The 17,712-nt window shown below is 67.6% G+C and carries 12 protein-coding genes; 5 read left to right on the top strand and 7 right to left on the bottom strand.

The window, feature by feature from the left end:
• Window positions 1-74: 74 nt before the first annotated feature.
• From treS to egtB, 5 genes are all read right to left on the bottom strand, one after another.
• Window positions 75-3,443 (bottom strand): maltose alpha-D-glucosyltransferase, encoded by a 3,369-nt coding sequence (gene treS / locus AC3A35_RS15585; RefSeq protein ID WP_487437090.1) that lies wholly within the window; start codon window positions 3,441-3,443, stop codon window positions 75-77.
• A gap of 8 nt (window positions 3,444-3,451) precedes the next feature.
• Complete coding sequence (locus AC3A35_RS15580) at window positions 3,452-5,473, bottom strand: alpha-1,4-glucan--maltose-1-phosphate maltosyltransferase (protein ID WP_487437088.1); 2,022 nt, start codon at window positions 5,471-5,473, stop codon at window positions 3,452-3,454.
• A complete protein-coding gene (gene glgB / locus AC3A35_RS15575) occupies window positions 5,454-7,364 on the bottom strand; it encodes a 1,4-alpha-glucan branching protein GlgB (protein ID WP_487437087.1) in 1,911 nt (636 codons plus the stop codon). The genes AC3A35_RS15580 and glgB overlap by 20 nt, the downstream gene beginning before the upstream one ends.
• Window positions 7,361-7,792, bottom strand: coding sequence for a YgaP family membrane protein (locus tag AC3A35_RS15570; RefSeq protein ID WP_487437085.1), 432 nt, complete (start codon window positions 7,790-7,792; stop codon window positions 7,361-7,363). The genes glgB and AC3A35_RS15570 overlap by 4 nt, the downstream gene beginning before the upstream one ends.
• A gap of 152 nt (window positions 7,793-7,944) precedes the next feature.
• The gene (gene egtB, locus AC3A35_RS15565) at window positions 7,945-9,267 is read right to left on the bottom strand and encodes an ergothioneine biosynthesis protein EgtB (protein ID WP_487437084.1); all 1,323 of its coding nucleotides are present in this window, start codon (window positions 9,265-9,267) and stop codon (window positions 7,945-7,947) included.
• 484 nt (window positions 9,268-9,751) lie between these two features.
• Between egtB and AC3A35_RS15560 the strand changes: the two genes are divergently transcribed.
• The 5 genes from AC3A35_RS15560 to AC3A35_RS15540 all read left to right on the top strand — a co-directional run bounded on the left by AC3A35_RS15560 (window position 9,752) and on the right by AC3A35_RS15540 (window position 16,048).
• The gene (locus tag AC3A35_RS15560) at window positions 9,752-9,985 is read left to right on the top strand and encodes a hypothetical protein (RefSeq protein WP_487437083.1); all 234 of its coding nucleotides are present in this window, start codon (window positions 9,752-9,754) and stop codon (window positions 9,983-9,985) included.
• A gap of 80 nt (window positions 9,986-10,065) precedes the next feature.
• Window positions 10,066-11,571, top strand: a complete 1,506-nt coding sequence (locus AC3A35_RS15555) for a glucan biosynthesis protein G (protein WP_487437082.1) — start codon at window positions 10,066-10,068, stop codon at window positions 11,569-11,571.
• On the top strand, window positions 11,544-14,096 hold the full coding sequence (gene mdoH, locus AC3A35_RS15550) for a glucans biosynthesis glucosyltransferase MdoH (protein WP_487437080.1): 2,553 nt from the start codon (window positions 11,544-11,546) through the stop codon (window positions 14,094-14,096). Before AC3A35_RS15555 ends, mdoH begins: the two co-directional genes overlap by 28 nt.
• Window positions 14,026-15,600, top strand: coding sequence for an OpgD/OpgG family glucan biosynthesis protein (locus AC3A35_RS15545; protein WP_487437079.1), 1,575 nt, complete (start codon window positions 14,026-14,028; stop codon window positions 15,598-15,600). The genes mdoH and AC3A35_RS15545 overlap by 71 nt, the downstream gene beginning before the upstream one ends.
• Window positions 15,601-15,745: 145 nt before the next feature.
• Entirely contained in the window at window positions 15,746-16,048 is a 303-nt protein-coding gene (locus AC3A35_RS15540) for a hypothetical protein (RefSeq protein ID WP_487437078.1), read from the top strand.
• 238 nt (window positions 16,049-16,286) lie between these two features.
• Here the strand turns inward: AC3A35_RS15540 and AC3A35_RS15535 are convergent, their stop codons facing one another.
• Together AC3A35_RS15535 and AC3A35_RS15530 are read right to left on the bottom strand one after the other, a co-directional pair.
• Complete coding sequence (locus AC3A35_RS15535; RefSeq protein WP_487437077.1) at window positions 16,287-17,069, bottom strand: Crp/Fnr family transcriptional regulator; 783 nt, start codon at window positions 17,067-17,069, stop codon at window positions 16,287-16,289.
• A 276-nt stretch (window positions 17,070-17,345) separates the two neighbouring features.
• The gene (locus tag AC3A35_RS15530; protein WP_487437076.1) at window positions 17,346-17,669 is read right to left on the bottom strand and encodes an ElaB/YgaM/YqjD family protein; all 324 of its coding nucleotides are present in this window, start codon (window positions 17,667-17,669) and stop codon (window positions 17,346-17,348) included.
• Between the last annotated feature and the right edge of the window lie 43 nt (window positions 17,670-17,712).

The following is a 17,712-nucleotide window of genomic DNA, read 5'->3' as shown; positions in this document are numbered from 1 at the left end:
CCGATGCGGCTCCGGCCCATAGGGCAGAAATTGCAGTGGCAGGTAAAAAGTGCGCGCCGCGCGGACGCCGCCGATCAATGCTCGCCGGCAATGAACTCGGCCAGGGCCGCAAGCGGGATGCGCGCCCATTCCGGACGGTTGTCGATTTCGTAGCGCAGTTCGTACAACAGCTTCTCGATCACGAACAGTGTAAGGAAGCCGGTTTCCGCGCCAATCGGCGCGCGCCCCAGCGCCTCCCGATAGGCGCCGAGGAAGGCGGAGACCACCTCCGCCTTCCAGCGCGCCAACGCATCGGTCATCTCCTGCGTCCGTTGCGGCTGAGTCGACACGGTTCGCTCCAGCGTGGTTCGCACCGCATAGTCGAAGGATCGGAGCATGCCCGCCACGTCGCGCCACGGCGAATGCTTGTTTCGTCGCTGCGAGATCGGCCGGGCCGGTTCGCCCTCGAAATCGACCAGAACGAAATCGTTCTGGACCACCAGCACCTGGCCGAGATGCATGTCCCCGTGGTAGCGGGTCTTCATCAGTCCCTCGGGGCCGAGATCGAGCGCCGCGAGGCACGACAGCAGCTCGGTCCGTGCCTGGAGCGCCAGCATGGCGGCCTCGCGGCTCGGCTCATCGAGTGCGGCGAGCCGCGTCTCGAGCAGATCCAGCGTGTGCGTGACGTCCTCGGAAACCGTGGCGCGCCAGCCCTCCACCTCGGCGCGCTCCAGCGCTTCCGGCGTGAACGCCGGGTCGCCCACGGCGCCGGCGAACGCCAGGTGCATCTCGGCCACGCGCCGGCCCAGTGTCTCCATCTGCAGCAGATAGACCCGGTTGAGAGTGTCGATGTCGTGGTCGTCGCCGGTGCCCGGCCAGTTGTCGGGGGAGAACAGCCGCTCCAGATGGTGCAGGGTGTAATCCCAGGCGTTGCCCTGGTTGTCGACGAACTCCTGGATCATCGCCAGCGCCGCGGTGCTGCCGTCGGCGGCGACATACTCGGTGGAGCCGACGACGCGGGCGATGTGGGCGAAGCCGGCGGCACCGAGGAAATAGCCGATCTCGAGTTCGGGGTTGATGCCCGCCTGCAGGCGCCGGTAGGCCTTCAGGTAGAGGCGCTTGCCGAAGAACACCCCGGTATTGGTCTGCTCCAGCGCGGGCTGACGGACCTCGTCGTCGATGGCATCGGCCAGTTCGGACCACGCCGGTGCGGTGGCAAAGCGCAGGCTCCCGCGCCCCATCGGCACCGTCCCGCCGGCGCCCATCGCGTGTCCGAGCGCACGGCAGAAGGCGGGATCGATAAAGGCATCGTAGAGCAGCCCCATGCGCGCCTTCTCGCGCACGCGGGCAAGGGCGACCGCGCCGTAGCGATCGGACGGATGTGCGCCGCCCTCCTCCCAGGCGATGCCCAGCGGCAGGAAATAGGTGTGCGGAGGCGCGCCGACGAGCTCGACCTCGAGCAGTACGAGCAGCCAGCTGCTGCCGCCGATCTGCCACTCCTGCTCGTCCATCACCCCGACCCGAACGACCTGTTCGCCCTTGGCGGCGAACCAGCGCCGGGCCTGCAGGTAGGGCAGCAGCACTTCGTTCTGCAACTGCTCGCGGCTGCGGGTGGCAATCGCCTGGCGCACCCGGTTGCCGTCATCCTGGGCGCGCAGGAAGGTGCGCCAGCCTTCGGTCATCACCAGCATCGGCAGGTCGGCCTGCGCCAGCCTTTCCTCGTGCCACTCCGGCGGTGGGGCCTCGGTCGAGAGCTCGAAGGCAAAGAAGCCATGACCGGGCAGCGTCAGCAGATAGGGAAGCCGACCGATGGGCGGGAACGGCGTCCGTCCGGTGATCTCCACCGGCACCCGGCCCTCGTGACGGGCCAGATCGAGCTCCACCGCCTGCGGCGTGCGCGCCAGATTGGCCACGCACAGCATGCGCTGTTCGCCCCGCTGTGGGTCCGCGGGGTCGTCATACTCCCGCAGGTAGGCCAGCACCTTGCGGTTGCCGGGCTCGAGGAACACCAGATTGCCGCGGCCGAAGGCACGGTAGCCCTTGCGCATCGAGATCAGGCGGCGGTTGAAGTTGAGCAGCGAGTGCGGGTTGCGCGCCTGGGCCTCGACGTTGATCCCCTGGTAGCCGTAGATCGCGTCCATGATCGGCGGCAGGTAGAGCTGCTGCGGATCGGCGCGCGAAAACCCGGCGTTGCGGTCGGAGGTCCATTGCATCGGCGTGCGGACGCCGTTGCGGTCGCCCAGATAGACGTTGTCGCCCATCCCGAGTTCGTCGCCGTAATAGACGATGGGTGTGCCCGGCATGGTGAACAGCAGGAAGGACATCAGCTCGATGCGGTCGCGGCTGTTCTCAAGCAGCGGAGCGAGCCGCCGCCGGATGCCGACGTTGATCCGCATCCGCGGGTCGTTGGCGAAGAACTGCCACATGTAGTCGCGCTCGCGGTCGGTGACCATCTCCAGCGTGAGCTCGTCGTGATTGCGCAGGAAGATCGCCCACTGGCAGTTGTCGGGGATGTCCGGGGTCTGGCGCATGATGTCCATCACCGGAAAGCGGTCCTCCTGCGCGAGCGCCATGAACAGCCGCGGCATCAGCGGAAAGTGGTAGGCCATGTGGCATTCGTCGCCGTCGCCGAAGTATTCGCGCACGTCTTCGGGCCACTGGTTGGCCTCGGCGAGCAGCACGCGGCCCCGGTAGTGCTCGTCGATCACGCGCCGGATCTCGCGGATGGTGGCGTGGGTTTCGGGCAGGTTTTCATTGCTCGTGCCCTCGCGCTCGCGCAGATAGGGCACCGCGTCGAGACGGAAGCCGTCGACCCCCATGTCGAGCCAGAACCGCATCGTGCGCAGCACCGCGCGCAGGACGCGCGGATTCTCGAAGTTGAGGTCGGGCTGATGGCTGAAGAAGCGATGCCAGTAATAGGCGCCGGCAATCGGATCCCAGGCCCAGTTCGAGGTCTCGCTGTCGGTGAAGATGATGCGGGTGCCGGCGTAACGCTCGGGGTTGTCGCTCCACACATAGAAGTCGCGCTTGGATGAACCCGGCGGTGCGCGGCGTGCGGCCTGGAACCACGGGTGCTGATCTGAGGTGTGGTTGATCACCAGCTCGGTGATCACGCGCAGCCCGCGGCGATGTGCTTCACGCACGAAGTGACGAAAGTCGGCGCGGGTGCCGTAGGCCGGCAGGACGCCGTGGTAGTCGGCAACGTCGTAGCCGTCGTCCCTGAGCGGCGACGGGTAGAAGGGCAGCAGCCACAGCGTGTCCACGCCGAGATCGCGGATGTAGTCGAGCTTGCGGGTGAGACCGACGAAGTCGCCGACACCGTCGTCGTTGGCGTCGAAGAACGCCTTGACGTGCAACTCGTAGATCACCGCATCCTTGTACCACAGGCCATCGTCGGCACCGCCCGCGGGGGTGATGACGGAAGCAGTGGCCAGGCCGGCGGGGTCGGGGGATGGCGGTTTCACGTATGGCCTCAGAGGAAGTAGTCGAAGTCGCGCTCGGTACGCACCCGACGCCGCACGCGGAAGATGTGAACCGGCGCGTGCTGGGGGTCGAGCCGGACGAAATTGCGCCCCGCGCTCCACAGGTAGTGCGCCCCGGAGAGCAGATCGTGCATCTGGAAGGACGTGCCCTCACCGACACCCGGCACCTCGGGATCGAGTTCCAGCCAGCCGCCGTGCACGTTGTGCGGATCGAGGTTGGCCACCACGACGATGACGTTGTCGCCGTCCGCCGAGGTCTTGGAATAGGCCACGAGCTGATCGTTGTCGATCGGCAGGAAACGCAGCGTGCGGTTGCCGTGCAGCGCCGGGTTGTCGCGGCGGATGCGATTGACGCGTCCGATCAGGCCAGCGAGGGTGTCCTTGCGTTCGCGCGGCCAATGCCGAAGCTGGTATTTTTCCGAATCCAGATATTCCTCGCTGCCCGGCTCGCGCGGCACGTGCTCCATCATCTCGAAGGCCGGCCCGTAGATGCCGTAGCACGAGGCCAGCGTCGCGGCGAGCACGAAGCGGACGACGAAAGCCGGGCGTCCGCCCAGTTGCAGGTACTCGGGCAGGATGTCGGGCGTGTTGGGCCACACGTTGGGGCGGAAGTAGTCGCGCCCCGGGCCGTGCGCCAGTTCCTCGAAATAGGCGGTGAGTTCGGGGCGGGTGTTGCGCCAGGTGAAGTAGGTGTAGGACTGGTTGAAGCCGAGCTTGGCCAGCCGGTGCATCACCCGCGGCCGGGTGAAGGCCTCGGCCAGGAAGATCGTGTCGGGGTGGTCGCGGCGGAGCGTGCCGAGCGCCCATTCCCAGAACCCGAAGGATTTCGTGTGCGGGTTGTCCACGCGAAAGATCCGCACCCCTTCAGCGATCCAGTGATGGAAGATGTCGGCGAGTCCGTGCCACATGGCCTGCCAGTCCTCGCTTTCGAAGTCGAACGGATAGATGTCCTGATACTTCTTCGGCGGATTCTCGGCATATTGGACGCTGCCGTCGGGGCGGCGCCGGAACCACTGCGGATGGGCTCGCACCCACGGATGGTCGGGGGCGCATTGGAGGGCGACGTCCAGTGCGATCTCGAGCCCGTGCTCGCGCGCGCTCGAGATCAGGCGCCGCAGGTCGTCGATCGTGCCCAGCTGCGGATGGATATCGAGATGCCCGCCTTCGGCAGCGCCGATCGCCCACGGGCTGCCGACATCGTCCTCGCCGGCGACGAGGGTACCGTTGGGCCCCTTGCGGCGCTCGCGCCCGATCGGGTGGATCGGTGGCAGGTAGAGCACATCGAAGCCCATTGCCGCGATCTCGGGCAGGCGCTCGACGACATCGGCGAAACGGCCGTGCACCGGAGCGCTCGCCGCCGAGCGCGGGAACAGTTCGTACCACGCGCCGAACACAGCGCGCACGCGGTCCACATCGAGCGGCAGCAAGGCATGGGTGGTGGAGAAGCGGCGGTCGGGGTGGCGCGCGGCCAGTTCGGCCACCCGGGCATCGAGCGCCAGCGCCTTCAGCGCTTCGGGTTCGGCGCGCGCGCTCTCCGTCCGCAGACGTTCGGCCCAGGCGCTCAGCAGCTGACCATCGTCACCCCCGGCGCGCGCCGCCGCGGCCTCGATCAGGTCGGCGCCGGTCAGTGCGGCGATGCGGATGTCGGCGGCGTCGGTACGGCGCACGAGTTCCCCGCGCCAGGATGCGAACGCATCCACCCAGGCCGACACCGTGTACCACCAGCGTCCGAGTTCGGAGACACGGAAGCGGCCGCGCCAGCGGTCGTTGCCCAGTGCCTCCATCGGCATCGCCTGCCAGCGCTCACCCTCCTCGCCTTCGCCGTCGCGGCGCCAGCACAGCATCGCGATGATCGCGTCGTGACCATCGGTGAAACAGTCGGCCTCGACCACCACTTCCTCGCCGACTACGCGCTTGACCGCAAAGCGACCGCCATCGACCTGCGGGGTCACGGTCTCGATGACGGCGCGAATGCGCCCCTCGCCGGGTAGTTCAGAAACGGATCTGCTCATCGTCGCCCTCCGCGGTGAAGAACAGCACGCCTAGCGGCGGCAGGGTCAGGGTCAGCGACTGAAGCTGCCCGTGGGCCGGGAGCGGCGCGGCCTCGACGCCGCCGAAGTTGCCCACCCCGCTGCCCCCGTAGAGCGGCGCGTCGCTGTTGAGCGACTCGCGCCAGAAGCCGGCCCGCGGTACCCCGAGGACGTGATTGTGGCGCACCACCGGGGTGAAATTGCACACCACCAGTACCACCCGGCCGTCGCGCGCGCAGCGCAGGAAGGACAGCACGCTGTCCTCGCTGTCGTTACTGTCGATCCAGCAAAAGCCGCCATTGTCGAAATCGAGCTCGTGCAGGGCGGGCTCGCTGCGGTAGAGCCGGTTCAGGTCGCCCACCCATTGCCGCAGCCCGCCGTGGCGCGGATCGCCGAGCGCAGCCCAGTCGAGCTGGCCCTCGTGCGTCCATTCTCGGCGCTGACCGAACTCGCCACCCATGAACAGCAGCTTCTTGCCCGGGTGTGCCCACATGTAGCCGAACAGCCCGCGCAGGCCCGCAAAGCGTTGCCAGTCGTCGCCCGGCATCTTGCCGAACAGCGAACCCTTGCCATACACGACTTCATCGTGCGACAGCGGCAACACGAAGTTCTCCTGGAAGGCATACCAGATGGAAAAGGTGATGCGGCCGTGGTGGTATTTGCGGAACAGCGGATCGTGGCCCAGGTAATCCAGGGTGTCGTGCATCCAGCCCATGTTCCACTTCATGCCGAAACCGAGCCCGCCCAGATAGACTGGGCGCGACACCATGGGCCAGGCGGTGGACTCTTCGGCGATGGTGTGGACGTCCGGATGATCGCGATACACGGCCTCGTTGAGCCGGCGCAGAAATGCAATCGCGGCCAGATTCTCACGCCCGCCGTACTCGTTGGGAATCCACTCGTCCGCCCGGCGGCTGTAGTCAAGGTACAGCATCGAGGCCACCGCATCCACGCGCAGGGCATCGATGTGATAGCGGTCGAGCCAGAACAGTGCGCTCGACAGCAGGAAGGCGCAGACCTCGTGGCGACCGAAGTTGAAGATGCACGAATGCCATTCCGGATGAAACCCCTGTCGCGGATCGGCATGCTCGTACAGGTAGGTGCCGTCGAAGCGGGCCAGCCCGTGGGCATCATCCGGAAAATGCGACGGCACCCAGTCGAGGATCACGCCGATGCCGGCCTGATGCAGGGTGTCGATCAGGAACATGAGGTCTTCCGGCGTGCCGTAGCGCGAGGTGGGGGCGAAGTAGCCGGTGCACTGGTAGCCCCACGAGCCGTAGAACGGATGCTCGGCGAGCGGCATGAGCTCGACATGGGTGAAGCCCATGCCGGCGACGTAGTCGGCGAGCTGGGGGGCGAGTTCCCGGTAGGTCGGCAGTTCACGGTCCGCCGCGCGTCGCCACGAGCCCAGATGGACCTCGTAGATGCTCATCGGCGCCGACATGCCGGCCACTTTGGCGCGCCTCTCCATCCAGCCGGCGTCGCCCCAGGCGTACTCGCTGCGCCACGCCCGCGAGGCCGTGGATGGCGGCGGTTCGGCGGAAAAGGCGAACGGGTCGGCCTTGTCCGCAAAAGTGCCGTCGCCGCAGGACACGCGGTATTTGTAGAGATCGCCGTGGGCGATGCCGTCGATGTGGCCCTCCCACAGACCGGAACTGTCCGCCCGCGGGTTCAGCGGATGGGCATCGCCGTTCCATCCGTTGAAGTCCCCGATCACCGCCACCCCGAGCGCATTCGGCGCCCACACCGAAAAATGGGCGCCGTCGGCGTCCAGCTGGCAACCGAGCTTCTCGTACAGGCGGCCGTGCGCGCCTTCGCGGAACAGATAGACATCGTCGTCACTCAGCCGATCCGGTCTGCGCGCCGAGCTCATTCCACCGCCTCCGCCCGACTGAGGTCCCGGGTGGCGGCCATGGCCTCGCGCCGTGCCAGCAAGGCCCGGCGTTCGTCCTCGATCTCGCCCGCGGTACGCACGCCCAGACGTCGGAACAGGGCCAAGGGCGGGCACCAGCCCTGCAGTGCATGCTGCAACAGGAAGCCGCCGACGAGCGCAGGCAGCACGAAGAACCTGCGATCGACCGTCGCGCCGAGCGCACAGCCGAGCAGCACGGCCGAGGCCGCATTGCACTCGAGCATGCGCTCGATGTCCCATTCGCGTTCGAGTTCGAACAGGCGACGATCGATCCGGGCGCGCCCCCCGAGCGCAGCACGTTCCACGTTGACCTCGGTGCGCCTGCGGATGCGATCGTTGATATGGTCGGCGGTATGTGTCGGGACTCGGTCCATTGTCGATGGCAACATTGCAGCCTCCTCGCTGGGCAAAATGGAGCAAAGCACACCCGCTTCAGCAAACGTCATGCCCGGCACTACACGGCGTACACGGTCTGGCGCGCGCACCACCCAGGCGGGCGACTCGGCTGCCAGTTCCGCCACGCTCATGGAAAGGACACCCATCATGCGTCCTCCGCCAGGCGGATGCCGCTGAACTGCCAGCGCGCATCGGGGGGGAAGAAGTTGCGGTAGCTCGCGCGCAGGTGACCGACCGGGGTCGCGCACGAGCCGCCGCGCAACACCGATTGACCGATCATGAACTTGCCGTTGTACTCGCCGAGCGCGCCGGCCACCGGCCGATAGCCGGGATAGGGGTCGTACGACGAACGCGTCCACTCCCACACGTCGCCGAACATCTGCCGGAAGTCGCCGTCGACGGGCCCGGGCCGGGAACACGGCTGGGGATGGGGAGCGGGATCGGGTCGGGCCGGGTCGAGGAAATGTCCGCGCACCGGCAAAGCGGCCGCCACCGCCTCCCACTCGTGCTCGGTCGGCAGCCGTTTTCCGGCCCAGGCTGCATAGGCGACCGCCTCGTACAGGCTGACGTGCGCCACCGGTTCGGCGGGGTCGAGTTCGCGCGGTCCGGCGAGCGTAAACAGGCGCCACGCGCCCTCATCGCCGTCGCGGAACCAGTACAGCGGCGCGTGCCACTGGTGCGCGCAGACCGCGGCCCAACCGTCGGAGAGCCACAGCTCGGGGCGTGCGTAACCGCGGTCGTTCATGAATTGGAGGTACTCACCGCAGGTGACCGGGCGGCTGGCGAGGCGGAACGGACGCAGCATGACCTGGTGCCGGGGCGACTCGTTGTCGAAGGCAAAACCCGCGCCATCGTGCCCCACCGCAATGAGGCCGTCGGGTCCGGGCCGCATCGCCGCCGCCGAAGCGGACGGCGTGGCTGTCGCCGCGCGCGTCCGGTCCGGGCCGGTGATATAGGCGGGCATCAGCGGGTTGCACGACAACAGATGCTTGATATCGGTGAGCAGCAACTCCTGGTGCTGCTGTTCGTGATTCAGGCCCAGCTCGATCAGCGCAGCCACCTCCGTCCAGTCCGCATCGCCGACATGATCGAACAAGCGGACCATGGCCAGGTCCACGTGAGCGCGATACGCCAGCACTTCGTGCACCCCGGGCCGGGTCAGGAGCCCACGAGCCGGGCGCGGATGGCGCGGACCAAGGGTCTCGTAGTACGAATTGAACAGATAGCGGAAACGGTCATCGTAGGGCCGGTAGCCCGAGCCGAACCGGGTGAGCAGCATCGCCTCGAAGAACCAGCTGGTGTGCGCGAGATGCCATTTGGTGGGACTCGCGTCGGGCATCGACTGTACGCACTGGTCCTCGGCACCGAGCGGTTCGGCAAGGCGCTCGCTCAACGCTCGCACCGCGCGGAACGCGCGCTGCAGAAGGTCTCGCGACGGCGCCACCGGCTGCTCGAATCCGCGCCTCATCTGCAATTCAGCCCCCGCCATTCGGCGCAGCTTCGGCAGCCGGCAACGCGGGCCGTGCATCGCAGGCGTGGGCGCAGGACTGCGAAGCGATGTGAAACGGATACAAGGCGATGTAAAAAGCGCCCGCGCCGGATCGGCGACTTACGGTCTGGTCTCCATGCCGTTTCGGCCGGTACAGGCGCGCAGTCGCTACCCGTTTCCCGAACTGATACCCCGCGATGGCCATCATGCCCAACCTCCTGCGCTGGCGCTTTTTTGTTTCGACTTGATTCCCGCCCGCTGTGCCGCGCTCGCGGCGGTGCACGCGCCGGCTGCAGCGCCGCGGGCAATCCTTGCCAGCAAACGGGGGGCCCGGGCCGAATGGCGGCTTCCCGGAGACGGCAACGCGGAGCAGATAAGTCATACATGCAGTGCCGCCGTCGTCGCCACCGCCGGGAACGCTGGCTGCTAGCAAAGGAGGCAACGACCGATCGAGGAGAACAGGATGGCGATCAAATCGCCCCCCGCGGACGAGCGCTTCAGCCGCGTCCCGAGTGGCAACAAGAACACCGGCGAACAGCAGGCACCGTTGTCCACCGAGCAGGATCTGGCGATCGATCACGGCACGAAGCGGGATCTGGTCATCGACGACAACGGCGCCGGTGCAGGCACAGGCGATGCGCGGCGCAAGGGGCGCACCGAAACCGCCCCTCCCCCCGGGCCGTCCCGGCAAGGCTAGCGGCTGCCGTGGTGCGCACTTTCTTCCTTCGTCCGCATGCGCTGCGGCCAGGTCGGCGACTGCGCGCGGCGGTGATGCTCATGGGGCTGTCGTTCGCGGTCGACGCCGCCGCCATACAGGCCTTCGGCTTTGCCGATGTCGCGCGGCGCGCCCGGGCGCTGGCCGCGGAATCCTATGAAACTCCGCGCGACACCTTGCCCGCAGAACTCCGTCAACTCGGCTACGACGACTATCGCCGCATCCGCTCCGACCCCGCACAGGCATTGTGGGCAGGCGCGGGAACGGTCTTCGAGGTCAGCTACTTCCATCCCGGGATGAACTACGCGCATCCGGTCCGGATCAACGAAGTGAGTGCGCACGGGGTGCGCGAGATCCGCTTCGATCCAGCCGACTTCGAATACGGGCACCTCAACCTCGACCGCGAGAAGATCAAGGCCGCCGAGGGCCTCGGCTTTGCCGGCTTCCGGGTCCATGCCGCCGCCGACAACGGAAAACCGGAAGAGATTCTGTCCTTCCACGGCGCCAGCCTCTTTCGCTCGCCGGGCGATGACGGCGTATACGGGGCCTGGGCCCGCGGTCTCGCGATCGACACCGCACTCCCTTCCGGAGAAGAGTTTCCGCGCTTCGTCGAATTCTGGATCGAACGCCCGGCGCGCACCGAGCGCCACCTGGTCATTCATGCGCTGCTCGATTCGCCCCGGCTGACCGGCGCCTATCGGTTCGTGATCCGGCCGGGCGAAACCGCGGTGCAGGAGGTAAAGGCGCGGCTGTATCCGCGCGCCGGGGTGGGGAAGCTCGGTGTCGCCCCGATCGCCAGCATGCACTTCGCCGGTGAGAACGCGCCGCCGCGCGTGGACGACTTCCGTCCCGAAATCCACGATTCCGACGGACTGTCCATCCACGGCGTGCGTGACCAGTGGATCTGGCGCCCGCTGGTCAATCCGCGCCGCCTGCTGGTCACCTCCTTCGCCATGGAGAACCCTGTGGGTTTCGGCCTGATCCAGCGCGACCGTGCATTCGCCAGCTACCAGGACGCCGAGGCCAGACGCGAACTGCGCCCGAGCGTCTGGATCCAGCCCGCGGGGCTGTGGGGAACGGGTCGGGTGGAACTCGTCCAGATTCCGACCCCGACCGAGTTCAACAACAACATCGTCGCCTACTGGGTCCCCGAACGTCCGCTGGAGCAAGGCAAGCGCTACGACTTCGAGTATCGGGTGAGCTGGCCGACCACGGCGACGCCGCTGCCGGCGCAAGCCTGGGTGGCGCAGACGCGGCGCGGCAACGACGCCAAGGCGGAGGGGGACAACGATCTGTGGCTGCGCGTGGATTTCGTCGATCCGGCTTTCGCCGCAGCGCTGCCCGACCGGCCCGTGCGCGCCCAGGTCAGTGCCGACGACAACGGCGAACTGGTCGAAACCCGTCTGAGCCCCAACCCCGCGCTCGAAGGCTGGCGCCTCACCCTGCGCCTGCGCCGCCGCGACGCCACCAGACCGGTCGAACTGCGTGCGCAGTTGTTCGACCGCGATGTACAGACCACCACCTCGCCACGGTCGGAGCTATGGAGCTACATACTGCCCGCGGACTAGGCCTCCGGCCCGCACCCGTTCGCGCTGCCGCCTACCTCGAGCGCCTGGCGGTGGCACCGGCCGAACGGGTGCGGCTGCACCGGTTGGTCGAGGGGATGGACGACGCCGCGGCGCTGGCCACGATCCATGCCGCGCTGGCCGCTCGGCACTCGCCGGATGCACGCGAAGCGCGCCCCGAGCGTGCCATCGACCACGCCCGCGGTTCCGCACCGCGCCGCCTGGAACTCGGTTACGGCGTCCCGCTCGCGGCGCGCGGCGCCGGGGCCACGACGCCGCGGCTGCACTGTGCCCCGCCCCTCAACCGCAGCACCATGGCACCTCAGGCGTGGGCCGGAAACGGGGCATCGAACGGCGACGCCGCAAGCCGGCGCGCCGAGCGCCGGCACCGGAGCGCAACGCTGCGGCGCCTGGTACTGGTCGCGCTCACCCTCGGCCAGACCTATATCGCCACCAGTCTCATGAGCGCGGTGCTGCCCTACCACGGCACACAGCCGCTGGAAGTCGCCGTCCTCATCCTGTACGCCATCCTCTTCTTCTGGATCTCGGCCGGCTTCTGGACCGCGGCCTGCGGTCTGCTGGTGCGACTGCGGGGCGGCGACCGCCATGCGATCTCGCGCAGCGCGGCCGCCGATGCCACGCTGGGCGAGGGACGGACGGCCGTGGTGATGCCGATCTGCAACGAGAACGTGGCGCGCGTGTTCGCAGGCCTCCGCGCCACCTATGATTCGGTCGCCGCGAGCGGGCAGCTGGCCCATTTCGATTTTTACGTGTTGAGCGACAGCGGTGATCCCGACGTTCGGGTGGGCGAGGTGGACGCGTGGCTGGCGATGTGCCGCGACGCGAACGCCTTCGGCCGCCTCTTCTACCGCTGGCGCCGGCACCGGATCAAGCGCAAGAGCGGCAACATCGCCGACTTCTGTCGGCGCTGGGGGCGAAACTACCGCTATCTGGTGGTGCTCGACGCCGACAGCGTGATGACCGGCAGCTGCCTCACCCGCCTGGTCCAGCTGATGGAGGCCAATCCCTCTGCCGGCATCATCCAGACCGCGCCCTGTGCTTCCGGGCGCGAGACTTTCTACGCGCGCATGCAGCAGTTCGCGACCCGCGTATATGGCCCTTTGTTCACCGCCGGCCTGCATTACTGGCAACTGGGCGAATCGCACTACTGGGGCCATAACGCGATTATTCGCGTGGCTCCGTTCACCCGCTACTGTGCACTCGCCCGCCTGCCCGGACGCGGCTCGCTGTCGGGCGAGATCCTTTCCCACGATTTCGTCGAGGCCGCGTTGATGCGGCGCGCCGGCTGGGGCGTGTGGCTCGCCTACGACCTCGACGGCAGCTACGAGGAGATGCCGCCCAACCTGATCGACGAACTCGGCCGCGATCGACGCTGGTGCCACGGCAATCTGATGAACGCCCGCCTGTTCCTCGCCCGCGGTCTCCATCCGGCCCACCGGGCGGTATTTGTGACCGGGGTCATGGCCTATCTGTCGTCCTTGCTGTGGTTCCTGTTCCTGGTGTTGTCGACGGCGCTGCTGGCGATCCACACGCTCGAGGAACCGCAGTATTTCGTCGAGCCCAACCAGCTCTTTCCGCTGTGGCCGGAGTGGCGTCCGGGATGGGCCGTCGCCCTGTTTGGGGCCACCGCGACCCTGCTCTTCCTGCCCAAGATTCTTGCCGTGCTGGCGCAGTGGGCGCGCGGCGCGCAGGACTTCGGCGGCGCACTGCGTCTGGGCTGCAGCATGGTGCTCGAACTGGTGCTGTCGGCCCTGCTGGCGCCGATCCGGATGCTGTTCCATGCCCAGTTCGTCGCCTCGGCGCTGCTCGGGCTGCGCATCCAGTGGAAGTCCCCGCCGCGCGAGGACAGCGAAACCGGCTGGGTCGAAGCGCTACGCCGCCACGGCCTGCACACGCTCATCGGGCTGGTGTGGGCGGGCTTCGTGTATTGGCTCGACCCATCCTTCCTGTGGTGGCTGCTGCCGGTGGTGGGAGCGATCGTGCTGTCGATCCCGATATCCGTACTCACCAGCCGGATCCGCACCGGGAAAGGCCTGCGCCGGGCCGGCCTTCTCGTCATTCCGGAGGAAGTCCATCCACCCGTGGAGCTGCAGGACACCGCCCGACGCTTCGCCGCCACCCCGGAGCCGCCCGATTTCGTCGATGCAGTGACCGACCCTGCGGTCAATGCGCTGATGTGCGCAGTGGGCGCCCGCCGGGCCGCCGACTCGCCGGCACTCCGGGAGCGCCGCGCCGAGCGCATCGCGGACGCCGTGAAAGCCGGACCCGGCGGCCTGTCGGCAGCGCAGAGGATGGCCCTGCTCAACGACCCCGAGACGCTGTCACGACTTCACCTCGAAGTGTGGGGGTCGCCGATCGCGCTTCATCCGGACTGGTTTGCCGGCATGGCAAGACCGGTCCGCCACCCGTTCACCCCTGAGCCGAGAACCAACGACAATGCGCAAACGGCAATTCCTGCTCACGACCGCGGCGCTCGCCGCAGCAAATGCGTATCCCCTGCTGGGTAGGGCGATCGCCGCCCTTGCCGCCGACCACGGTGACGGCAGCGCGGCGATCGATCACGCCTGGTTCAAGGGCCAGGCGCGCGCCGCGGCCGGCCAGCCTTATCAGCACCCCGCACGGCCCCTTCCGCCGGCGGTTGCGGCAATGGATTACGACGCCTACCAGTCGATCCGCTTCCGCCCCGAGCGCGGCCTGTGGGCCGGGGACGGCCGGCGCTTCGAGGTACGCTACTTCCATCTCGGCCTGTACAGCCGCGATCCGGTGGGGCTCCACGAACTCGTCGATGGACGCGCGCACGAGATCACCTACGACCCCGGGATGTTCGACCATTACCGTAGCGGCCTGGACGGCGTGCCCCTGCCCGCCGACCTCGGCTTCGCCGGCTTTCGGCTGCTGTTCCACACCGACCGCGACCGCGACATCGCCGCATTCCTCGGCGCGAGCTACTTCCGCGCCGTGGGCAAGGAGATGCAATTCGGATTGTCGGCGCGCGGACTCGCGATCGACACCGGCCTGTCGCGGGCCGAAGAGTTTCCCCGCTTCACTGCGTTCTGGTTCGAACGGCCGGCGCCCACCGCCCGTAGTCTGGTCATCCATGCACTGCTTGATTCGCCCAGCATCACCGGGGCCTATCGTTTCGACATCGCCCCGGGCGACACGCTCACCATGGAGGTCGATGTCGCACTCTATCCGCGCCGGCGCATCGAGCGCCTCGGCATCGCCCCGCTCACCAGCATGTACCAGACCGGCGAGAACGACCGCCGCATGGCCAACGACTGGCGGCCCGAGATCCACGATTCCGACGGACTCGCGCTGCTGACCGGGAACGGCGAGTGGTTGTGGCGTCCGCTGGCCAATCCGGCCGAGCTGCGCTTCAATGCCTACCTCGACGAGAATCCGCGCGGATTCGGGCTGCTGCAGCGCGACCGCGACTTCGACAACTATCAGGACGACGGCGTGTTCTACGATCGCCGCCCCGACTTGTGGGTCGAGCCGCGCGGCAATTGGGGCAAGGGCGCCGTCCAACTGGTCGAGCTGCCGACGCCGGACGAAACCAACGACAACATCGTCGCGTTCTGGAACCCCGCGGCACCGGTCGAAGCCGGCCAGGAGCTGCTGTACGGCTATCGCCTCCACTGGGGATCGCGCACGCCCGCTCGGCCGCCGTTGGCGCACGTGATTGCGACCCGTACCGGGCTGGGGGGGATGGTCGGCGTGCCACGGAAGTATTTTTCCCGGCGCTTCGCGGTCGATTTCGCCGGCGGCGAACTGAGCCGACTCGGCCCCGGGACGGAGGTCGTTCCGGTCATCGATAGCTCGCGCGGCGCCGTGGAGTTCCCCACCGCACGCCCGCTGGAGCCGGTGTCGGGATACCGCGCGGTGTTCGACCTGCGTCCGGACACCGGTCGCGAACCGATCAACCTGCGGCTCCATCTCGAAGCCGATGGGCGCAGACTCACCGAGACCTGGCTCTACCAATGGTCGCCCCCGGCCGCCAGTTCACGTTGAACCCGCGAGCGGCGGTGGCCGCAGCGGCAGATGCCCCGGGCACGGGGCTTGCGCGTTCGCGTGCACCGGGCCGGGCCGGTGCACACCGCAGGCGGAGGAAACGGTGACCCACCGCCCACTCAGATCAACCTTCGAGGAGCTCATGATGAAAAAGAAATTCGACTGCCGGAAAGCGGCAGGGTGCGCCGCCGTGGCCGCCATGCTGCTGGTGATCGGCTGCAACCGGGAGGTGGACGAGCCCGCCGTGCCTGCGGAGCGGCCCCTGTCGCCGGCGCCACTGCCGATGCCCGCACCCTCCCCCGAGCCGACCGAAACGACCCCACCTCCGCCCCAACCCGCCCCCGACCCCAGGGCGGAGAACGATCCGCCGACGCCGATGCCAGGACAGGCAAACGACCACTCGAACCCGGCCTTCAAGGATGGCGGCCAACCCGATCCACAGGACTGAGAGCGAAGGAGTCGTGGCGAGCGGGCCGGATGCGAGGCCGCGGTTGACAGATGGACGATGCGAGCGCCGAGATCTATCAGATGGATAGGCGAGGCGTGCGCGAGTGGGCAATGCAGCCCTCGATCCGCGCGGCCGGCCTATTCACAAGCGCCGAGGGCGCGCGCCCTGAAGCCGCGCCCGCCCGCGCCGGCAATGGCTCCACGGCGACGGCCGGGGCGCCTCATAGGGCACGGTGTGCTCAGTTCGTGCGTCCCTGCATCAGGCGATCCGCCTCGCACTTGACCACCCCATAACATTCGCAGGCATGGCCCTCCAGGGCTGCACGATCGACCACGGTGATACGCCCGCGCCCGAGACCGATCATCCCCAGGCGCTGCAGCTTGCCCGCAGCTTCGGTGATGCCCTCGCGGCGCACGCCCATCATCTGCGAGATGAGCTCCTGGGTGATAAACATGTCACTGCCGGTGAGACGATCCATCGTGGTGAGCAGCCAGCGGCACAACTGCTGTTCGATCGAATGGTGGCGATTGCATACCGCCGTCTGCGCAATCTGCGTGATCAGCGACTGGATGTAGCGTAGCAGGAGTCGTGCGACCGCAGGCGTGTGCTCGAATTCTTCGGCGAGCAGCGCAGCACGCAGCTTGAAAGCATAGCCCGCATTCTGGACCATTGCCCGGCTGGGCCAGGTCTCGCATCCCATGAACAGCGAAACGCCGAGCATGCCTTCGCGTCCGACCATCGCGGTCTGTGCCGATGCGCCGTTCTCCGTGACGTAGAGCAAGGAAGTGATCGAACTGAGCGGAAAATAGACGTGGGTCACGGGTCGGCCGGTTTCGTGGAGGATGGCGCCCAGCGCCAACTCGACGAGTTCCAGATGGGGCGAGATCCGCTTCCACGCATCGTCCGGAAGCACCCTGAGCAAGCGGTTCTCGTGCAGGGGCCGGGCAACGGCTAAGGGCGCGCGCGACGATGGCGGGCAATGCTTCGGCCGACGCTCCTCCAACAAGGCGAGTGCTGTCATCTGGACTTCCTACAAGACGTTGTCGATAAGGGGGTGGTCATGACGCCCTTCGCGTCGTGATCCTCCAGCATGTCCAGTTCAGTGCAATCCCCATGCCCGCATCGCGGAGCGCAAGGTATGGTCGCTATCCCGTGCACCGACCGACCATTCGACAACGCGCCTCGGAGGATGCGCTTGCGCCCTCACCCGTTTCGAGCAAGCCCTCGAGCAGCCCACCAACGGTGTCCCTCCCCGCGACTGGAAGCACACCGTCCATCGCCTTCACGCCATCGCCCGTCAACGGTGGCGGGTGAGCGCGCCGAGGATCAGCCCCACGCCGATAGCTACGGCGATGATCTGCCAGGGATGGGTGTGGACATACTCCTGGCTCGCATCCGCGGCTCGCTGTGCGCGTTCGCCGGCGTGTGCGCGCGCATCGTCAAGGCGGATTCTGGCCTCGCCGAGACGCTCTCCGAACTTCGCCCGCACCCCGGAAACCTCCTCGGTGGTGCTACGGGCCACCTCGCGCAGGAGTTCCTCCGCATCGGTCACGACATTCTTCAGGTCGGCGACAAGCTTGTCTTTCTGGCCGCCAACGCCGGTTCCGGTATCCCGATTCATGATCTTTCCTCGCTTGAATGAAGTCTTGAACAGTGAATCTGTC

Source organism: Azoarcus sp. Soil_N_20 (genome assembly GCF_057656155.1).
The sequence above is the reverse complement of the archived record's forward strand: the minus strand, read 5'-3'. Positions and strand labels throughout refer to the sequence as shown.

Excerpts from the sequence above, each read along its gene's own strand:
- AC3A35_RS15580 (WP_487437088.1), bottom strand. The coding sequence starts at position 5,473 with ATGAGCAGATCCGTTTCTGAACTACCCGGCGAGGGGCGCATTCGCGCC.
- glgB (WP_487437087.1), bottom strand. The coding sequence starts at position 7,364 with ATGAGCTCGGCGCGCAGACCGGATCGGCTGAGTGACGACGATGTCTAT.
- AC3A35_RS15570 (WP_487437085.1), bottom strand. The coding sequence starts at position 7,792 with ATGTTGCCATCGACAATGGACCGAGTCCCGACACATACCGCCGACCAT.
- egtB (WP_487437084.1), bottom strand. The coding sequence starts at position 9,267 with ATGAGGCGCGGATTCGAGCAGCCGGTGGCGCCGTCGCGAGACCTTCTG.
- AC3A35_RS15560 (WP_487437083.1), top strand. The coding sequence starts at position 9,752 with ATGGCGATCAAATCGCCCCCCGCGGACGAGCGCTTCAGCCGCGTCCCG.
- AC3A35_RS15555 (WP_487437082.1), top strand. The coding sequence starts at position 10,066 with ATGGGGCTGTCGTTCGCGGTCGACGCCGCCGCCATACAGGCCTTCGGC.
- mdoH (WP_487437080.1), top strand. The coding sequence starts at position 11,544 with ATGGAGCTACATACTGCCCGCGGACTAGGCCTCCGGCCCGCACCCGTT.
- AC3A35_RS15545 (WP_487437079.1), top strand. The coding sequence starts at position 14,026 with ATGCGCAAACGGCAATTCCTGCTCACGACCGCGGCGCTCGCCGCAGCA.
- AC3A35_RS15540 (WP_487437078.1), top strand. The coding sequence starts at position 15,746 with ATGAAAAAGAAATTCGACTGCCGGAAAGCGGCAGGGTGCGCCGCCGTG.
- AC3A35_RS15535 (WP_487437077.1), bottom strand. The coding sequence starts at position 17,069 with ATGACAGCACTCGCCTTGTTGGAGGAGCGTCGGCCGAAGCATTGCCCG.
- AC3A35_RS15530 (WP_487437076.1), bottom strand. The coding sequence starts at position 17,669 with ATGAATCGGGATACCGGAACCGGCGTTGGCGGCCAGAAAGACAAGCTT.